This window comes from Cognatishimia activa, assembly GCF_026016445.1.
Classification (GTDB): domain Bacteria; phylum Pseudomonadota; class Alphaproteobacteria; order Rhodobacterales; family Rhodobacteraceae; genus Cognatishimia; species Cognatishimia activa_B.
Genome location: NZ_CP096147.1, coordinates 1,727,175 through 1,744,552, shown reverse-complemented (window position 1 = coordinate 1,744,552; position 17,378 = coordinate 1,727,175). Strand labels below are relative to the sequence as shown.

The following is a 17,378-nucleotide window of genomic DNA, read 5'->3' as shown; positions in this document are numbered from 1 at the left end:
GGAACCCCCTTTGAGGGCAAATTGTGAGCGCTAACATATTTCGAGGTGATTTTGGCGCAGACCGACTACTTTGACGAAGGTGCCCTGGTAGGGGTGCTGACCACGCAACCCCTGGATCGCGTGCTGGACTATAAAGCACCCGAAGGCGGCTGCTGGGCGGGAGCCTTTGTGGAAGTGCCGCTTGGTCCAAGGAAAGTGCTTGGGGTGGTCTGGGGGCCGGGTCGTGGTGATTGGGATCCGGCGAAGGTGCGCTCTGTCATTCGTGTCCTGGATGTGGCTCCGATGCGCGGAGAGATGCGCAGTTTTTTGGAACGCGCTGCGCAATACACACTGACCTCGATGCCGAATATGCTGCGTTTGGCCACGCGCGCTCCTGGACTTTCTGATCCGCCCTCCATGCGCAAAGTCTACCGCTTAGGAGATCAGGCACCAGATCGGCTGACGGATGCGCGCAAACGGGTTTTGGAGACTTTGCAGGAGTATGGGGGGCTATCGTTTACGCTGAAAGAGCTCTCGGATATGGCCAGCGTGACCTCTTCGGTGGTGAAAGGTCTGGTAAAGCTTGGGGCCGTTGCCGAAGAAAACACCCCACGCGATATGCCGTTTCAACGCATGGACCCAGATTTTGGTGCCAAAGAACTGACATCGGAACAGGCCGAGGCTGCTGCACATCTGACAGCGGAAATACGGCGCGAGGAATATGGCACCACTTTGCTGCGGGGTGTCACAGGTTCAGGCAAAACCGAAGTCTATCTGGAGGCCATCGCAGAATGCCTGCGGGTCGGGCGCCAGGCGCTGGTGCTCTTGCCTGAGATCGCTCTGACGGCTGAATTCTTTGGCCGCGTCGAAGCGCGCTTTGGGGCGAAACCAGCCGAATGGCACTCTGGTGTGACCATGACCGAGCGGAGGCGTATCTGGAAAATGGTCGGGCAGGGCGGTGCTCAGATCGTGATTGGTGCACGCTCGGCATTGTTCCTGCCGTTTCAAAACCTCGGACTGATCGTCGTCGATGAGGAACATGACACTTCTTATAAACAGGATGACGGTGTCCTCTATAATGCCCGTGACATGGCTGTTCTGCGCGCAAGTCTCGTGGGGGCAAGCGTTGTGCTGGCCTCAGCCACTCCAAGCTTAGAGAGCTGGGCAAATGCGGATGCCGGGAAATACAAACGCATAGAGCTGACATCCCGCTACGGACCTGCCGTGATGCCCGACATGCGCGCGATTGATATGCGCGTTGAAGATCTACCAACGGGCACTTGGATTTCACCCACACTGCGCCAGCAAGTAAATGACCGGATTGCCAAGGGTGAACAGTCGCTCTTGTTTATCAACCGACGCGGCTATGCGCCGGTCACTGTGTGTCGAGCTTGTGGCCATCAAATTGGCTGTGATCATTGTGATGCACGGATGGTGGAACACCGTTTCCTCAAAAGATTGCTCTGTCACCAATGTGGCGAAAGCAAACCGATGCCGGAGGCTTGCCCAAGCTGCGAGGTCGAGGGCAAGCTGGCGGCGGTTGGTCCGGGCGTGGAACGCCTTGCCGAGGAAGCAAAGGAGGCCTTCCCGGATGCGCGGCTCGCGGTGCTCTCTTCAGATCTGTTCGGGTCGGCACGAGCGTTAAAAGAAGGGATCAAAGCCATCGCTGATGGTGGGGCCGATGTCATCATCGGTACGCAGCTTGTTGCAAAGGGGCACAACTTTCCGCTGCTCACACTGGTCGGTGTGATCGATGCTGATCTTGGTTTGCAGGGCTCAGACCTGCGCGCAGCGGAGCGCACCTTCCAACTTATCCGTCAGGTGGCTGGGCGTGCTGGGCGGTCTGAACGCAAAGGCGCGGCACTCTTGCAGTCCCACCAGCCAGAGCATCCTGTCATTCGCGCGATTTTGGCGGGTGACGAAGAAGCCTTCTGGCAGGCAGAGGCAGGCGAACGACGTCACGCAGGCGTGCCGCCTTATGGTCGCATGGCGGGGATCATTCTTTCGTCCACTGATGTCGGAGAGGTCTTTGACCTAGGCAATGCCTTGGCGCGCAACGACGGTGCGTTGCGTCAGATTGGGGCGCAGGTTTTCGGCCCCGCGCCAGCTCCAATTGCGCGGGTGAGGGGGCGCCATCGAGTGCGGCTTTTGGTGAAAGCAGAGAAATCAGCCCCCATTCAGGCAGCCATTGCCAAATGGATCGGACAGTTTCAGATCAAAGGCGATATCCGTCTATCGGTCGATATCGATCCGCAGTCGTTTTACTGAAGCATCTGCGCGCAAAGCTCTGTGCATTCCTGCAAAGTCAAAAAGTCTCGCCTCTTGTGCTCTAGAGGCGTAAAGGAAATGCATGTTTGAAAAGATTACTATTGGAGAGACCGGGCATCTGCCTCGGTGGCGTCAGCCCGTTGTTTTGCTATTCCTGATGGCGGCGGCCATGCCTATTGCATTTTCCACATGGCTTGCGCTTCTGAATAACTTTGTCATCGAGGTCGCCAACTTTGACGGCTCAGACATAGGTCTTTTGCACACGGTGCGCGAAATTCCGGGTTTTCTGGCCGTTGGCGTGATTTTCCTGATCATCTTTATCCGCGAACAGGTGCTTGGCATGTTGTCGTTGGCGCTGCTCGGTCTGGCGACTGCGGTGACTGCTTGGTTTCCGACCCTAGGCGGTATTCTGATGATCACGCTCTTCAGCTCGATCGGTTTTCACTACTATGAGACCGTGAACCAGAGCCTTCAGCTGCAATGGCTTGACAAGAAACGCGCACCCAAAGTGCTGGGTTGGCTAACTGCCATGGGTTCGGCGGCCACATTGATCATCTATGTTGCACTGATCATGACATGGGAAAGCCTCGGGTTGAGCTACAATATGGTGTTCTTATTGTCGGGCGGGGCGACACTTATTATAGCGCTTGTTGCGTTGTTTGCTTTTCCTCAATTTGAAAGCCCTACGCCTCAAATCAAACAGATGGTGCTGAAAAAGCGCTATTGGCTCTATTACGCCTTGCAGTTCATGGCAGGAGCCCGACGCCAGATTTTTGTGGTTTTTGCTGGCTTCATGATGGTCGAAAAGTTCGGCTTTGATGTGCACGAGCTAACCGGGCTCTATTTGGTCAACCTTGTGGCCAATATGATTTTTGGTCCGATGATCGGTGGCATTGTTAGTCGTTTTGGCGAACAGCGCACCCTCTTAGTGGAATATCTTGGCTTGGTGACGGTCTTTTTGGCCTACGGTGGTATTTACTATTTCGGCTGGGGTGTGATGCTGGCCATGGCGCTTTATGTGATCGACCATTTGCTCTTCTCGATGGCTTTGGCGCTCAAGACTTACTTCCAGAAAATTGCTGATCCAGAGGATATTGCTCCAACTGCAGCTGTTGCATTCACGATCAACCATATCGCAGCTGTGTTCCTGCCAGTGCTGTTGGGCCTGTTGTGGCTTTATTCTCCAGGCGCTGTCTTTGCTATGGCAGCAGCAATGGCTGGCGTCTCATTTGGCCTGGCTCTGTTGATCCCGCGCCATCCACAAAAGGGCTATGAAACGCGCCTTCAGGGTGTTGGACCGGTTCCCGCAGAATAGGCTGCTCTTGACCTTCACCGCGTCGATGCGTAGGCCGCTGACAAGCGTGAAAAGGAATTTGCGATGCCCACATTTACCGCTCTCACCACATTGGAAGGCAAAGATCAGGCCGAGCGCCTGGGCGAAGCTATGGAGAACCTTGTTCCTGAACCAACGGGAGTGGGTGTTTTTGAAATCGAAGATGGTTCAGGCCTTTGGGAAGTCGGCGCCTATTTCACTGAAGAACCCGATGTAGCGTCTCTGGCGCTATTGGAGGCCGCGTTTGGGATCAAACCCTTTGCCGTTTCAGAGCTGCCAGAAACTGATTGGGTTGCCCATGTGAAACGTGAGCTTGTTCCTGTTCAGGCTGGACGCTTCTTTGTCTACGGGAGCCACGATGCAGATCAGGTGCCTGCAGATTGCGAACCTCTGCTGATTGAGGCTGCGATGGCTTTTGGAACCGGACACCACGGGACCACATTGGGCTGCTTGAAGGCGGTAGATCGTCTGGCAGCTGAGGGCTTTGTAGGCCAGAACGTAGCGGATATCGGATGTGGAACAGCTGTACTGGGCATGGCGGCCGCACGCATTTGGCCAAACCCAGTTCTGGCCAGCGACATTGACGAAGTGGCCGTGGACGTAGCTATTGCCAATGTCAAAGCCAATGACTTGGATGGTCGTGTGATCTGTGTGGAAGCCGCGGGTTTTGCGCATGACGCGCTGCAAGCGAAAACACCATATGATTTGGTCTTTGCCAATATCTTGAAAGCCCCCCTGGTCGGGCTCGCCCCTGAGATGGGACAGAACATAGCGACGCAAGGCTATGCCATTTTGTCGGGTATCTTGAACGAGCAAGCCGACGAGGTCGTATCGGCCTATGCAGAAAATGGCTTTTCCGTGCACACGCGCGAAGAAATCGGTGAGTGGACCACACTGACTTTGCAACGCGGCTAATCGTGATTCGCCTAATTTGAAGTAAAAGAGCGGCTTTCGGGCCGCTTTTTTTGCGTCCTTTGCGCGGAATTGGGCCTCGAAAGCGTTGGAATTCGGGCTGTTTTGTGAAAATTGGCGATTCTTGCCCTAATTTCGCCACAATTTGGAGGGAAATTGGCCTTGTTTGGTGGGGGCCAAACGAAGTGTGCTGCTATGGCCGATCCACGTGATGAGTTTTCCCTGCGCCTGCGTCGTGTGAACGCAAAGCGTAAGAAGTCTTTAAGACGTTCCCGTTCCGCATTCATTGACAATGATGGTTATATGATCGTGCGCGGTTATCGCGAAAAGCGTGGTATTCCTTATGCCGGGCTAATGATCCTGCTTGTTGGTTTCTTTGGATTGAAAGGCGCGTTGATGGCGCAGATGGGGGAGGCAACCTACGCCGCGAAAATGGATGAGCTGCGCGCCAGCGACTCCACTGCCGCAAGTGTTGGTGTCTGGACTCTGCAACCTGATCCCGTATCGAACCTGGTCGCATCACACCTTCGGGACTTTTTATGAGCCCCAAAGCAATTCGCTAACAAAAAAACCGCGGCAGCTTGGCTGTCGCGGTTTTCTTTAGGGAACGTTTAAAAGATTAAACGATAGAGTGGATGTCACGGCGCAGCAGGCCGATGTCTTCGAGCTCGCGGTCTGTCAGTTTGGACAGGGCGATGCGTGTTTTACGAGCTTCATACCAATGCGCAACATTAGCGAAGAGGTTGGAGAAGAACTGGCCGAAGAAGCCAGCAGTTGCGGGTTGAACGCGAGTAGTTTCAAAAGCGGCCATATCGGTAATCCTTCTGTTTGAGTTATGGTCGTTGTGCTTGACCCGGATTTAGGATCACTGCGGCTTTTTCACAATCGACAAGATATCATTCCCGCCTTGCGTTTTTTGCATGCCTCATTTTTGGGCATTGCGTCGCGAAATGTAGCGCTGGGGTTTGCGCATGTTGGGCCGACTTGGAGGGGGTTCACTACCTAAATGTCACGAAGGTGCTTGGCGCGCGTTCTCGTTTTGTGCTAGGTTTCGTGAAAAGGCCGAAAAGGCAGGAGCAGATATGCGGGTATTGGGGATTGATCCGGGCTTGCGCAACATGGGATGGGGGATCATCGATGTTGCAGGTAGCCGGATGAGCCATGTGGCAAACGGGATTTGCCATTCCAAAGGGCAGGATTTGGCGCTGAGGCTACATTCCTTGCACGAACAGCTCACCGATGTGATTCATCAACATCAACCGGATCACGGCTCGATCGAACAGACCTTTGTGAACAAAGACGGTGTAGCTACCTTGAAACTGGGCCAAGCGCGCGGCATTGCCTTGCTGGTACTGGCACAGGCAGGGCTGACGATTGGCGAATATGCTCCAAACAAGGTTAAGAAAACCATTGTCGGCGTTGGGCATGCTGAGAAGCATCAGGTTGAACATATGGTAAAGTTGCAGTTGCCTGGCGTTCAGATCGCAGGGGCGGATGCAGCGGATGCTTTGGCAATCGCCATGTGTCACGCCCATTACGCGCGCGCCAGCGGCAGCTGGGAAGCCGCCCTAAAGAAAGCAAGCGCATGATTGGGAAAATCACCGGCCGCATTGAATATCGTACCACCGATCACGTGCTCATCGATGTGCGCGGCGTGGGCTATATTGTTTACTGCTCTGAACGCACTTTGATGGAGCTACCGGGTAATGGTGAAGTTGCCGCGCTCTTTACCGAAATGCTGGTGCGCGAAGATATTCTGCAGCTTTTTGGCTTTACCACTTTGCTTGAGAAGGAATGGCACCGCCTGCTGATTTCCGTGCAAGGCATCGGCGCAAAAGCCTCTTTGGCCATTTTAGGCACTCTAGGACCGGAAGGCGTAGGCCGGGCAATTGCCTTAGGAGACATCGCAGCCATCAAAGCGGCGAGGGGCATCGGCCCTAAGACTGCTCAGCGTGTTGTGCACGAGTTAAAAGACAAAGCCCCAGCGGTCATGGCGCTTGGTGGGTCGCTCGCGGAAGCGCAAGGCGAAGCGCCGGCATCAGCTGATGTGCTTGAGGAACCGGCGATTCAGCCGGCGCCCGCACCCAAGGCGTCTGCTGCGCCCAAAGCAGGGGCTGCGGCACAGGCTGAGGCATTGTCGGCCCTCTCAAATCTTGGCTATGGTCCCGGCGAGGCGGCAGCTGCGGTGGCTGAGGCCTCTGGGGCTGAGCCAGAATTGGATACCTCTGGCCTGATCCGCGCGGCTTTGCGCCTATTGGCACCGAAAGGGTAATTGATGGACGCTCCTGATCCGACCTTGCGGCCCGAACCACGCCCTGAAGACGCCGACCGCGCTCTGCGTCCGCAGGGTCTTGGTGAGTTCATTGGTCAGGCCGAAGCCCGTGCCAACCTGAAAGTGTTCATTGAATCTGCCAAACAGCGTGGCGAAGCCATGGATCACACGCTGTTCCACGGTCCTCCAGGTTTGGGTAAAACGACCTTGGCGCAAATCATGTCGCGCGAGTTGGGTGTGAATTTCCGCATGACTTCCGGGCCGGTATTGGCCAAAGCAGGGGACTTGGCGGCGATCCTGACCAATTTGGAAGCGCGGGACGTGTTGTTCATCGACGAAATCCACCGCCTCAATCCGGTTGTCGAAGAAGTGCTTTATCCGGCCATGGAAGATTTTGAGCTGGACTTGGTGATTGGTGAGGGGCCAGCGGCGCGGACCGTTCGGATCGAACTCCAGCCTTTTACTTTGGTAGGGGCGACCACACGTCTGGGTTTGCTGACCACCCCATTGCGGGATCGTTTCGGTATTCCAACGCGTCTTCAGTTTTACACGGAAGATGAGCTGAATGAGATCGTGACGCGAAATGCGCGTAAGTTGGGTGTCCAGCAGGAAGAGGGCGGAGCCAGGGAGATTGCGCGGCGGTCTCGCGGCACGCCGCGGATCGCGGGGCGTCTGTTGCGCCGTGTGGTGGACTTTGCGCTTGTTGAAGGGGACGGGGTGATCACCAAGAAGCTCGCAGATGGTGCGCTGACACGGTTGGGTGTCGACAATCTGGGGCTGGATGGGGCCGACCGGCGCTATCTGACATTCATTGCCGAGAATTATGGCGGCGGCCCTGTGGGCGTTGAGACTATTTCTGCGGCTTTAAGTGAAAGTCGGGATGCTATTGAGGAAGTCATCGAACCATTCCTGTTGCAGCAAGGCCTGATCCAGCGCACGCCACGCGGACGCATGCTGGCGCGCAAGGCATGGAAGCATTTGGGATTGGTGGCGCCGGAGAGCGGTAAGTCGCAGACCGATCTGTTTGAGTGATCCGCTGAATGCCTCCGGCGGGAGTATTTTTGCAAAGGTGAAAGCGGGGGCTTGCTGTTTTTGCAGGCGGGCGGCATTAAAGCGCGATCTTTTTTGCCAGATTGCGAAGTTCCATGAGCGTTACCACTCCCGAAGCCATTCAAGAGTTTTTCACCCGTTCAGACGGAAGCTATGCCTTCGCGCGCTGGGGGCGGCCGATTGCGCCGATTGTCTTTGGTGTTGAGGATGAAACCCTGAGCACCGTAAAAGGCGCGATTGAGGCAGTTGTCACTCTGGCAGGCCACACGATGGCCGAGACCGATCCGGAACTTGGCAGCAACCTCATGTTCTTTTTCTTTCGGGATTGGAGCGAATTGCTGGAGGTGCCTGATCTCGATCGACTTATTCCCGGATTGAAGGAGCTGGTAGGAAAGCTCGATGTGGCAGATGCAAATCAATACCGAGCGTTCCGGTTTGACGACCAAGGGGCCATTCAGGCGGCCTTTGTATTCTTGCGTATGGATATGGCATTGTCGAAGGTGCCGGCGGAAACACTGGCATTGGGGCAAGCAGCGCAGGTCATCCTGATGTGGGGGGACCGCGCATTTGTCGATGCTTCTCCGCTGGCGGTCTTGCCTGAAAACGGGGCGACGATTTTGCGTCCTGATGTGGCGGGCATTATTGCGGCGGCCTATGACCGGATGATGCCGCCATCGGCGGATGACGCGAGCCACGCCTACCGCATCTTTGCGCGGCTTCAGGGGTAGTTTCTCAATCTTGGTTGAATTTTAACCAAAGACCTCGTAGCGATTTGTCACCAACAAAGGGCAGATCCGATGCAGCATAATTTCCCCATCCGCGTCTATTACGAAGACACCGATATGGCAGGGATTGTGTTTTATGCGAACTACCTGAAATACATCGAACGCGCGCGCAGTGATTGGGTCCGCGGCAAAGGCATCAATCAAGCCGAACTCAAAGAAGAGGAAGGTCTGGTGTTTGCCGTACGTCGCGTTGAGGCCGATTACCTTGCGCCAGCGCATTTTGATGAAGAACTGGTTGTCGAAACCCGCACCATCTCGGTGACGGGCGCGCGATTGGTGATGGAGCAGATTGTGAAGCGGAACTGCGATCTGCTGTTTCAGGCGGTTGTGACGCTTGTTTGTATTAACGAAGCGGGTCAGCCGGTGCGTTTACCGGCAAATCTTCGCTTAATGTTGCACTAAATCGGGCAAATTCTCGTGAATGAGCCGCTTTGCAAGGCTTTCCCCGTAGCAAACTGCGCCGATTGGCGTTAGTTTTCTGGCAAAAGGGCCACCAATGGCCGTCAGAAAACGAGCAGACATATGGAAGCAGCAGTCGATTTTTCGATGTGGGGGTTGTTCGCACGCGCCACATTGACCGTGAAACTCGTGATGGTGATGCTTGTCATTGCCTCTTTCTGGTCGTGGTCTGTGATCATTCAGAAGATCATTTCCTATCGCACTGCGCGTCGGGAAGCCGCGCAGTTTGACCGGGCCTTTTGGTCCGGGGAGCCTTTAGATGGTCTCTTTGATGAGATCGGGCCTGAACCTGACGGGCGGTCCGCGCGCATTTTTGCAGCAGGCATGATGGAATGGCGCCGCAGCCATCGACAGGACGGCGGGTTGATTGCCAACGCGACCAGCCGGATTGATCGATCCATGGATGTGGCTGTCGCGAAAGAAGCTGAAGAGCTGCAAAAGGGTCTGCCAGTTCTGGCAACTGTCGGTTCGACTGCGCCCTTCGTAGGTCTCTTCGGGACTGTCTGGGGCATTATGAATGCCTTTATTGAAATTGCAGAGCAGCAGAACACCAACCTCGCTGTTGTGGCGCCGGGTATTGCTGAAGCGCTGCTGGCGACCGGTCTGGGCCTTCTTGCAGCGATCCCAGCCGTGATTTTCTACAATAAGCTCAGTGCAGACAGTGACCGCATTCTCGCGGGATATGAGGCCTTTGCAGACGAATTCGCCACCATTCTCAGCCGTCAGTTGGACAGCTGACCCATGGGTGCGGGTGTCATCAAAAAGAAGGGCGGGGGACGTCGTAGCCGACGCACGCGCAGCCAGCCGATGGCAGAGATCAACGTCACGCCCTTTGTGGATGTGATGCTGGTTCTTTTGATCATCTTCATGGTGGCCGCGCCTTTGCTCACGGTCGGTGTGCCGGTTGAGCTGCCAAAGACTGCCGCCAATCCTTTGCCGGGTGAACAGGAAGAACCTCTGACCGTGACTATCACCGCAGATGGCATTGTGATGATCCAGACCACGCCAACCACTTTGGAAGAGCTTGTGCCCAAGCTGCGTGCCATTGCGGTGGAGCGGGCGTCTGACCGCGTTTATCTACGGGCTGATGGCGGTATTCCTTATGAGAATGTCGTGCAGATCATGGGTGCGCTGAATGCAGGTGGATTTGCTGACATTGGTCTTGTGACAGACATTGGTGGGCCGACCTTAGATGGTCAGGATGGCTGAGGCCCGGTCGCTTGGATAGTCGCTTAAATATCGGTCATTACGTATCCGGTGGCGCGCATGCGTTGTTGATTGGATATGCCTTGTTCGGAGGCGTGTTCAGCTCTGAACCGGAGCCTCCGGTTGTGACCGGCGTCGATATCATTTCGACGGAGCAATTTGAGCGACTTCTGAACTCCGAATTACCACCACAAACTGCGGACGAAGTCGAAACTCCTGTGGCACCGGAGCTCTCCGAAGCCCCGCCTGCGGTGATTGCGGAGCCCGACCCTGTAACGCCTCCGCGCCCTCCAGAACCGACAGAGGCGCCTGAGCCAGAAAGCGCGCCTGAAGTCGAGCAACCAACTTCGCCGCCGGTGGATTTGACGGACACGGTGCCTGAAATCACACCGCCTGCAGAGCCTGAAATCGCGCCAGAACAATCTCCGCGCCCCGTTGCCCGCCCAGTAACACGTGTTGCACCAGAGGCGGTTGCGACACCGGAACCAGATGTGCAGATTTCTGACGTTGATCAAGCGCCAACGGCCCCAGCGGAAAGTCAGACCGAGACGATAGAAGCGCAGGAAGAGACCGCGCGTGAAGAGGCGGCTCCTGAAATTCCGACGGAACCGAAATCTGGTGCGGTGACATCCTCCATTCGTCCTAAGGCGCGACCCAGTCGTCCGACACCCTCGCAGCGTCCCGAACCAAGCTCAGAACCAGAAACCAACACAGCAGATCGCGAAAGCGGCGTAAATGATGCCCTGGCGCAGGCTCTGGCCGAGACGCCGGCAACGCCATCCGGTCCACCACTTACGCAGGGGGAGAAAGATGCGCTACGCATTTCGGTGCAGGAGTGCTGGGTCGTCGACGTTGGCAGCCAGGCCGCGAATGTTACGGTGACTGTAGCAATGTCACTGGATCGCGAAGGTAAGGTCGTTGGTGGGTCTCTGAGGCGGCTAAGTGCCTCTGGTGGCGACGAAAATGCGGCCATTGCGGCCTTTGAATCTGCGCGACGTGCGATTTTACGCTGTCAGCGCGGTGGCTATAATTTGCCGATCGAGAAATATGATCATTGGCGTGATGTGGAAATCACGTTTAATCCGGAGAAAATGAGGCGCAGATGACAAAACTACTCTTGGCTCTGGCGCTGGTCCTTACCAGCGTACATTTGGCTCCGACCAGTGCGGCCGCACAAAACGGACCCCTTCGGATTGAAATCACCGATGGTGTGATCGAGCCATTGCCCTATGCGGTACCCGATTTTGTCGCTGAAAACGCAGGCGCCAATCAGATTGCGCAGGATATTGCGCGGGTGGTGGCTGCCGACCTTTCTGGCACGGGCCTCTTCCGTGAGATCCCTGAAGAAGCTTTCATCAGCACAATCACAAACTTTGCCTCTCCAGTTCAGTTCGCGGATTGGAAAGCCATCAATGCGCAGGCTCTGATCTCTGGTGCCGTCAGCGTAGATGGGTCTGGCAATATCGCTGTAAAGTTCCGTGTCTATGACGTCTTTGCAGGCCAAGAACTCGGCAATGGGCTGCGTTTCCGCGGCACACAAGATGGCTGGCGTCGTATGGCGCATAAGGTTGCCGACGCGGTTTATTCGCGGATCACTGGTGAAAGCGGTTATTTTGATAGCCGAGTTGTGTACGTGTCTGAGACAGGACCAAAGAACGACCGCAAAAAACGCCTGGCGATTATGGACTATGACGGCGCGAACCTGAAGTTCCTGACCGATAGCAATAATATCGTTCTGGCGCCGCGCTTCTCCCCATCTGGCGACCGTGTGCTTTACACATCTTATGAAACAGGTTTCCCACGTGTTTTCGTGCTGGATATCGGCTCTGTCACGCGTCGCGTGCTTGAAGCGCAGACCGGCGACATGACCTTCGCGCCGCGCTTCTCACCTGACGGGTTGGATGTGGTCTTCTCTGTAACCGATGGCGGCAACACCGATATCTATCGCATGAACATCGCCAGCGGCAAACGCACGCGGCTGACCTCAGCGCCTTCGATTGAAACCGCGCCGAGCTTTAGCCCGGAAGGGTCTAAGATTGTCTTTGAGAGCGACCGCTCTGGCACCCAGCAGCTTTATGTCATGAACGCAAATGGTGGCGAAGCGCAGCGCATCAGCTTTGGGCAAGGGCGGTACGGCACGCCGGTCTGGAGCCCGCGGGGTGATTTGATTGCCTTCACCAAACAAAACAAAGGCCGGTTCCATATCGGCGTTATGCGCACCGACGGCTCAGAGGAACGCCTGCTGACCGCAAGCTTCTTGGATGAGGGGCCAACATGGTCACCAAACGGCCGTGTCATCATGTTCACACGCGAAACACAGGGTGCAAACGGGGCGGCATCGCTTTATTCCGTGGATGTCTCTGGCCGCAATCTGAAGCCTGTGCGCACACAGGGCGGCGGCTCCGACCCAAGTTGGTCCCCTTTGCAGCAGTAAGCGGGCAACAGTGAATATTATTTCTTAACGACCTGTGGTAATACCAAACACAAATAACATCTTAGAGGCGCAAACGTCGGGAGCATAACAATGAAGAGTAAACTAGGTAAATCCGCCCTCCTTCTTGCATTCGTGGCAGTCAGCGCATGTACCAACCCAAATGGCGTGGGTGGTGGACTGTTTGGCGGCGGCGCAGGTGCGAATACCGGAGCATTCGAGCCGGGCAGCGCAAGTGACCCGACAAGCCCAGCTTACTTCCAGCAAACGATCGGCGATCGCGTGCTCTTTGAAGTGGATCAATCCACTCTGACCGATCAGGGGCGCGCCGTTTTGACCGCGCAAGCGGATTGGCTAATCACAAACGCTGATTACATGGCCATCATCGAAGGCCACGCTGACGAGCAGGGCACAAGGGAATATAACCTCGCCCTTGGCGCACGTCGCGCAAATGCTGTGAAGGAATTCCTCGTCAGCCAGGGCATTGCCAACAATCGCCTGAAAACCGTGACATTCGGCAAGGAACGCCCGATTGAGATTTGTTCAGCTGAGGCATGCTATTCACAAAACCGCCGAGCGGTAACTGTGATCTCAGCAGGTCTGCTGAGCTAAGGGAGACCAAAAGATGCGAGTTCTGGCTGTTGTTGTTGCCTTGATGGGCAGTGTGTCTCCACTGACTGTGGCGGCGCAGTCTGATGAGACACTGGCGGATGTGCGTCAGCAGCTCTCTGTGCTTTATGTCGAGATTCAGCGCCTGAAACGCGAGCTCTCCACCACAGGTGCCCCGCAGGGCAGCGTTTCCGGTGGATCTGTTTTGGAACGCTTGGATGCCATTGAGTCCGAGGTTCAACGCCTTACGGGCAAGACAGAACAGCTTGAATTCCGCATTGATGAGATTGTACGCGATGGCACAAACCGCATCGGCGATCTGGAGTTTCGCCTTGTGGAGCTCGAAGGTGGCGATCTTAGCCAGTTGGGTGAAACCACTACGCTTGGTGGTGATTTTGGCGAGCTAACTTCGGGCCCAGCCACAACACCTTCTGAGAACACCGAACTCGCAGTGGGCGAAGAGGCCGATTTCAATCGCGCCTTTGCCGCCTTGGAAGGGCAGGATTTCCGCTCTGCAGCCGATCAGTTCGCAGCCTTTAGCCAGACCTATCCGGGCAGCCCACTGGAAGCGGAAGCACATCTGCGTCGCGGGGAAGCTCTGGAGGGGGCGGGCGTCATGCCTGATGCGGCACGTGCCTATTTGGAAAGCTATTCCGGCTATCCGCAAAGCCGTGTTGCGCCTGAAGCACTGTTCCGGTTGGGATCGGCTCTTGGCAAGCTTGGCCAAATTGACGAGGCCTGCGTTACTCTGAATGAAGTAGATGTGCGCCACCCGGGGCATGAGTTTGCATTTGAGGCGCAAAACCAGATGCAGAGCTTGGGATGCAGCTAGGTCGTACTGACAACGACCTACTAGAGATCCTGAAATCCGAAATTGCCAAGGCCGGAGCGACACGGATCGGTATCGCCGTATCCGGTGGTGGCGATTCCATGGCGTTGCTCTATTTGTCTGTCGCTCTTGGAGAGCGTTACACGGTGGAAGCCATCACCGTGGACCATGGACTTCGCGCTGAATCGGCCTCGGAAGCCGAATTCGTTCAACGTGCCTGTGCCGGCCAAGATGTGCGCCACGCGACAGCGCGGTGGACGGGCTGGAAAGGCGAAGGCAATCTGCAGGACCGAGCGCGCCAGGCACGCTATAGCCTGATCGCCGAATGGGCCAAGCGCCGAAAGCTTCATGCCGTTATGATCGGGCACACTTTAGATGATGTGGCTGAAACCTTCTTGATCCGCCTTGGCAGAGAGGCGGGGGTTGATGGTTTGGCGCGAATGGATGCTGCTTTTGAGCGACAAGGCATGCGGTTTTTGCGCCCCATGCTTGAGGTCTCTCGCGAAGACTTGCGTCAGTTCCTGAAACGTCATCGTCGGGAGTGGCGCGAAGATCCCTCCAATGAAAACGAGATGTTCCAACGCGTCCGTGCACGGCGCGCGATGGAGATTTTCGAAGGCATCGGCATTTCCGCTGAAAGCCTAGCGCGTGTCTCCCAAAATATGCGCGATGCGCGCGAGGTGCTGGAGGCAGACGTCAGAAATCTCGCAGGGGAATGCATTCAACAGGTCGACGGTGATTTGCTGCTTGAACGAAACACGTTCCTTGAAGCGCCCAAAGAACTACGTCGCCGTCTGCTGGTCGCTTCGATCAGCTGGATTGGCCAAAATGACTACGCCCCACGGCGCGCGCCTGTCGATGAGCTTGATCAGGCCATCACCGAGGGGCGCAACTTTGCCCTCGGTGGCTGTATTATATCGGTCAGCAAAACACGGGTACGTCTGGCGCGGGAATACAATGCGGTGCGGGAACTCACGGAGCATTCGCCCGGTTGGGATCGCTGGATGCTTGAAGGGCCATGGCAGATGGGCATGCAAGTTAAAGCGCTAGGAGAACCCGGTCTGACACAGTTGGAACTTTGGCGAGAATCGGCGTTGCCGCGGAAATCCCTGATGGCTTCACCCAGCGTGTGGCTGGGAGAGGAATTGATTGCGGCACCGCTTGCGCGGGCGGCAGAGGGTTGGCAGGCGCATCTGAAATCGCCAGAATTTCTGGATTGCCTTTGAACTAGGGCCATTATCGCATTGAACATGACGGTTTGATGTCTATTTATCAGGTAAGGCAGCTGTGCCAGGACCGGCTGCAATCGACTTTGAGGAGAATTGCCTTGGGCAACGCACGCAATATTGCATTTTGGATTGTGCTCATCCTGCTGATTCTGGCCCTGTTCAACCTGTTCAGTGGCAATAGCGGCAGCCTGCAGAGCCGCGATATCGCTTATTCTGAATTTGTGGACGCCGTGGAAGACGGTGCTGTGAGCAGCGTCACCTTGGATGGTGAACAGGTCATTTACCGTGGATCAGATGGCAATGACTACGTAACCATCGCTCCAGACGACGCGCGCGTCACTGATTTGCTGCTCGCAAACGACGTGAATGTTGCCGCGAAATCCCAAGAGCAATCTGGGCTTCAGGCCTTTATCCTGAGCCTTCTGCCATTCCTGCTGCTGATTGGCGTGTGGATATACTTCATGAACCGCATGCAGGGCGGCGGCAAAGGCGGCGCGATGGGCTTTGGCAAATCCAAAGCCAAAATGCTGACTGAAAAGCATGGCCGTGTGACTTTTGACGACGTAGCAGGCATCGACGAAGCCAAAGAAGAGCTGGAAGAAATCGTGGAATTCCTGCGCAACCCGCAGAAATTCTCGCGTCTGGGCGGCAAAATCCCGAAAGGTGCGCTGCTTGTTGGCCCTCCGGGTACTGGTAAAACCCTTCTGGCGCGCGCGATTGCGGGCGAGGCGGGTGTGCCATTCTTCACAATCTCTGGTTCCGACTTTGTTGAAATGTTCGTCGGTGTGGGTGCATCCCGTGTCCGCGACATGTTTGAACAGGCGAAGAAGAACGCGCCTTGTATTGTCTTTATCGACGAGATCGACGCCGTGGGCCGTCACCGTGGCGCAGGCTACGGCGGTGGTAACGACGAACGCGAGCAGACATTGAACCAATTGCTGGTCGAAATGGACGGCTTTGAAGCAAACGAAGGCGTGATCATCCTTGCTGCAACCAACCGTAAAGACGTGTTGGACCCAGCGCTGCTGCGCCCGGGCCGCTTTGATCGTAACGTGACTGTGGGCAACCCAGACATCAAAGGTCGTGAGAAGATTCTCGCAGTGCACGCACGCAAGACCCCCCTGGGCCCAGACGTAGACCTGCGCATCATCGCGCGCGGTACACCTGGCTTTTCCGGTGCTGATCTTGCGAACCTCGTAAACGAAGCCGCGTTGATGGCTGCACGTGTGGGCCGTCGCTTTGTGACCATGGAGGATTTTGAATCCGCCAAGGACAAGGTCATGATGGGGGCGGAACGTCGCTCTATGGTTCTGACGCAGGATCAGAAAGAGAAGACTGCCTATCACGAAGCGGGCCACGCAGTAGTCGGTCTAAAGCTGCCTGAATGCGATCCGGTATATAAAGCCACCATTATTCCACGCGGCGGCGCGCTGGGTATGGTTGTCTCCTTGCCTGAAATGGACCGCCTGAACTGGCACCGTGATGAATGTGAGCAAAAGCTTGCGATGACCATGGCGGGTAAAGCCGCTGAAATCATCAAATACGGTGAAGACCATGTGTCTAACGGCCCAGCCGGTGACATCCAGCAGGCGAGCCAACTGGCCCGTGCCATGGTGATGCGCTGGGGCATGTCTGACAAAGTCGGTAACATCGACTACGCGGAAGCCCATGAAGGCTATCAAGGCAACACTGGTGGTTTCTCTGTCTCTGCAGACACCAAGGTTCTGATCGAGGAAGAAGTGAAGCGCTTCATCCAAACCGGTTATGACCGTGCGCATGAGCTGCTCACCAAGTATAATGATGAGTGGGAACGTCTGGCGCAGGGCCTTCTGGAATATGAAACCCTGACGGGCGAAGAGATCAAGCGGGTCATGAACGGTGAGCCTCCACAGGCTGACGATGATGAAGGCGGAACACCGGAAAAAGATGAGAAACCATCTTTGACAGCGATCCCTAAAACCAAGCCACGTGACAAGTCTGGTGATGGTGGCATGGAGCCTGAGCCGTCTGCATAAA

The 17,378-nt window shown here is 55.8% G+C and carries 18 protein-coding genes; 17 read left to right on the top strand and 1 reads right to left on the bottom strand.

Going from position 1 to position 17,378, the window contains the following annotated elements:
- The first annotated feature begins 51 nt into the window (after positions 1-51).
- The 4 genes from M0D42_RS08695 (at position 52) to M0D42_RS08680 (ending at position 5,035) form a co-directional block, all read left to right on the top strand.
- A complete protein-coding gene (locus M0D42_RS08695) occupies positions 52-2,247 on the top strand; it encodes a primosomal protein N' (protein ID WP_265018225.1) in 2,196 nt (731 codons plus the stop codon).
- A gap of 82 nt (positions 2,248-2,329) precedes the next feature.
- A complete protein-coding gene (locus M0D42_RS08690) occupies positions 2,330-3,562 on the top strand; it encodes an MFS transporter (RefSeq protein ID WP_265018224.1) in 1,233 nt (410 codons plus the stop codon).
- A gap of 63 nt (positions 3,563-3,625) precedes the next feature.
- Positions 3,626-4,495 (top strand): 50S ribosomal protein L11 methyltransferase, encoded by an 870-nt coding sequence (locus M0D42_RS08685; protein WP_265018223.1) that lies wholly within the window; start codon positions 3,626-3,628, stop codon positions 4,493-4,495.
- A 192-nt stretch (positions 4,496-4,687) separates the two neighbouring features.
- A complete protein-coding gene (locus M0D42_RS08680; RefSeq protein ID WP_265018222.1) occupies positions 4,688-5,035 on the top strand; it encodes a hypothetical protein in 348 nt (115 codons plus the stop codon).
- A gap of 76 nt (positions 5,036-5,111) precedes the next feature.
- On the opposite strand, the gene M0D42_RS08675 is transcribed toward M0D42_RS08680, so the two are convergent.
- On the bottom strand, positions 5,112-5,303 hold the full coding sequence (locus M0D42_RS08675) for a DUF1127 domain-containing protein (RefSeq protein WP_265018221.1): 192 nt from the start codon (positions 5,301-5,303) through the stop codon (positions 5,112-5,114).
- Positions 5,304-5,574: 271 nt separating this feature from the next.
- Here M0D42_RS08675 and ruvC point away from each other — a divergent pair, with 271 nt between their 5' ends.
- From ruvC to ftsH, 13 genes are all read left to right on the top strand, one after another.
- Positions 5,575-6,081 carry a crossover junction endodeoxyribonuclease RuvC gene (gene ruvC, locus M0D42_RS08670; RefSeq protein WP_265018220.1) on the top strand — a complete coding sequence of 169 codons (507 nt, stop codon included), beginning with the start codon at positions 5,575-5,577 and terminating at the stop codon, positions 6,079-6,081.
- Complete coding sequence (gene ruvA / locus M0D42_RS08665; protein WP_265018219.1) at positions 6,078-6,764, top strand: Holliday junction branch migration protein RuvA; 687 nt, start codon at positions 6,078-6,080, stop codon at positions 6,762-6,764. The genes ruvC and ruvA overlap by 4 nt, the downstream gene beginning before the upstream one ends.
- Positions 6,765-7,796: a Holliday junction branch migration DNA helicase RuvB gene (gene ruvB, locus M0D42_RS08660; RefSeq protein ID WP_265018218.1), complete on the top strand. Its 1,032-nt coding sequence runs from the start codon at positions 6,765-6,767 to the stop codon at positions 7,794-7,796.
- Between the two features lie 113 nt (positions 7,797-7,909).
- Positions 7,910-8,542, top strand: coding sequence for a hypothetical protein (locus tag M0D42_RS08655; protein WP_265018217.1), 633 nt, complete (start codon positions 7,910-7,912; stop codon positions 8,540-8,542).
- A gap of 69 nt (positions 8,543-8,611) precedes the next feature.
- Positions 8,612-9,001: a tol-pal system-associated acyl-CoA thioesterase gene (ybgC, locus tag M0D42_RS08650; RefSeq protein WP_265018216.1), complete on the top strand. Its 390-nt coding sequence runs from the start codon at positions 8,612-8,614 to the stop codon at positions 8,999-9,001.
- A gap of 120 nt (positions 9,002-9,121) precedes the next feature.
- Positions 9,122-9,796: a protein TolQ gene (gene tolQ, locus M0D42_RS08645; RefSeq protein WP_265018215.1), complete on the top strand. Its 675-nt coding sequence runs from the start codon at positions 9,122-9,124 to the stop codon at positions 9,794-9,796.
- 3 nt (positions 9,797-9,799) lie between these two features.
- On the top strand, positions 9,800-10,267 hold the full coding sequence (gene tolR / locus M0D42_RS08640; RefSeq protein WP_265018214.1) for a protein TolR: 468 nt from the start codon (positions 9,800-9,802) through the stop codon (positions 10,265-10,267).
- A gap of 11 nt (positions 10,268-10,278) precedes the next feature.
- Positions 10,279-11,370, top strand: a complete 1,092-nt coding sequence (locus M0D42_RS08635; protein WP_265018213.1) for an energy transducer TonB — start codon at positions 10,279-10,281, stop codon at positions 11,368-11,370.
- Complete coding sequence (tolB, locus tag M0D42_RS08630; protein ID WP_265018212.1) at positions 11,367-12,698, top strand: Tol-Pal system beta propeller repeat protein TolB; 1,332 nt, start codon at positions 11,367-11,369, stop codon at positions 12,696-12,698. Before M0D42_RS08635 ends, tolB begins: the two co-directional genes overlap by 4 nt.
- A 90-nt stretch (positions 12,699-12,788) precedes the next feature.
- Positions 12,789-13,307, top strand: coding sequence for a peptidoglycan-associated lipoprotein Pal (gene pal / locus M0D42_RS08625; protein WP_265018211.1), 519 nt, complete (start codon positions 12,789-12,791; stop codon positions 13,305-13,307).
- A 13-nt stretch (positions 13,308-13,320) separates the two neighbouring features.
- Complete coding sequence (gene ybgF, locus M0D42_RS08620; RefSeq protein WP_265018210.1) at positions 13,321-14,136, top strand: tol-pal system protein YbgF; 816 nt, start codon at positions 13,321-13,323, stop codon at positions 14,134-14,136.
- On the top strand, positions 14,127-15,359 hold the full coding sequence (gene tilS, locus M0D42_RS08615) for a tRNA lysidine(34) synthetase TilS (RefSeq protein WP_265018209.1): 1,233 nt from the start codon (positions 14,127-14,129) through the stop codon (positions 15,357-15,359). Before ybgF ends, tilS begins: the two co-directional genes overlap by 10 nt.
- A gap of 101 nt (positions 15,360-15,460) precedes the next feature.
- Positions 15,461-17,377 (top strand): ATP-dependent zinc metalloprotease FtsH, encoded by a 1,917-nt coding sequence (ftsH, locus tag M0D42_RS08610; protein WP_265018208.1) that lies wholly within the window; start codon positions 15,461-15,463, stop codon positions 17,375-17,377.
- Position 17,378: the final 1 nt, after the last annotated feature.

What these genes read in the sequence shown, in the direction of transcription:
- M0D42_RS08690 (WP_265018224.1), top strand. Translation starts at nt 2,330, where the DNA reads ATGTTTGAAAAGATTACTATTGGAGAGACCGGGCATCTGCCTCGGTGG.
- M0D42_RS08685 (WP_265018223.1), top strand. Translation starts at nt 3,626, where the DNA reads ATGCCCACATTTACCGCTCTCACCACATTGGAAGGCAAAGATCAGGCC.
- M0D42_RS08680 (WP_265018222.1), top strand. Translation starts at nt 4,688, where the DNA reads ATGGCCGATCCACGTGATGAGTTTTCCCTGCGCCTGCGTCGTGTGAAC.
- M0D42_RS08675 (WP_265018221.1), bottom strand. Translation starts at nt 5,303, where the DNA reads ATGGCCGCTTTTGAAACTACTCGCGTTCAACCCGCAACTGCTGGCTTC.
- ruvC (WP_265018220.1), top strand. Translation starts at nt 5,575, where the DNA reads ATGCGGGTATTGGGGATTGATCCGGGCTTGCGCAACATGGGATGGGGG.
- ruvA (WP_265018219.1), top strand. Translation starts at nt 6,078, where the DNA reads ATGATTGGGAAAATCACCGGCCGCATTGAATATCGTACCACCGATCAC.
- M0D42_RS08655 (WP_265018217.1), top strand. Translation starts at nt 7,910, where the DNA reads ATGAGCGTTACCACTCCCGAAGCCATTCAAGAGTTTTTCACCCGTTCA.
- ybgC (WP_265018216.1), top strand. Translation starts at nt 8,612, where the DNA reads ATGCAGCATAATTTCCCCATCCGCGTCTATTACGAAGACACCGATATG.
- tolQ (WP_265018215.1), top strand. Translation starts at nt 9,122, where the DNA reads ATGGAAGCAGCAGTCGATTTTTCGATGTGGGGGTTGTTCGCACGCGCC.
- tolR (WP_265018214.1), top strand. Translation starts at nt 9,800, where the DNA reads ATGGGTGCGGGTGTCATCAAAAAGAAGGGCGGGGGACGTCGTAGCCGA.
- tolB (WP_265018212.1), top strand. Translation starts at nt 11,367, where the DNA reads ATGACAAAACTACTCTTGGCTCTGGCGCTGGTCCTTACCAGCGTACAT.
- pal (WP_265018211.1), top strand. Translation starts at nt 12,789, where the DNA reads ATGAAGAGTAAACTAGGTAAATCCGCCCTCCTTCTTGCATTCGTGGCA.
- ybgF (WP_265018210.1), top strand. Translation starts at nt 13,321, where the DNA reads ATGCGAGTTCTGGCTGTTGTTGTTGCCTTGATGGGCAGTGTGTCTCCA.
- tilS (WP_265018209.1), top strand. Translation starts at nt 14,127, where the DNA reads ATGCAGCTAGGTCGTACTGACAACGACCTACTAGAGATCCTGAAATCC.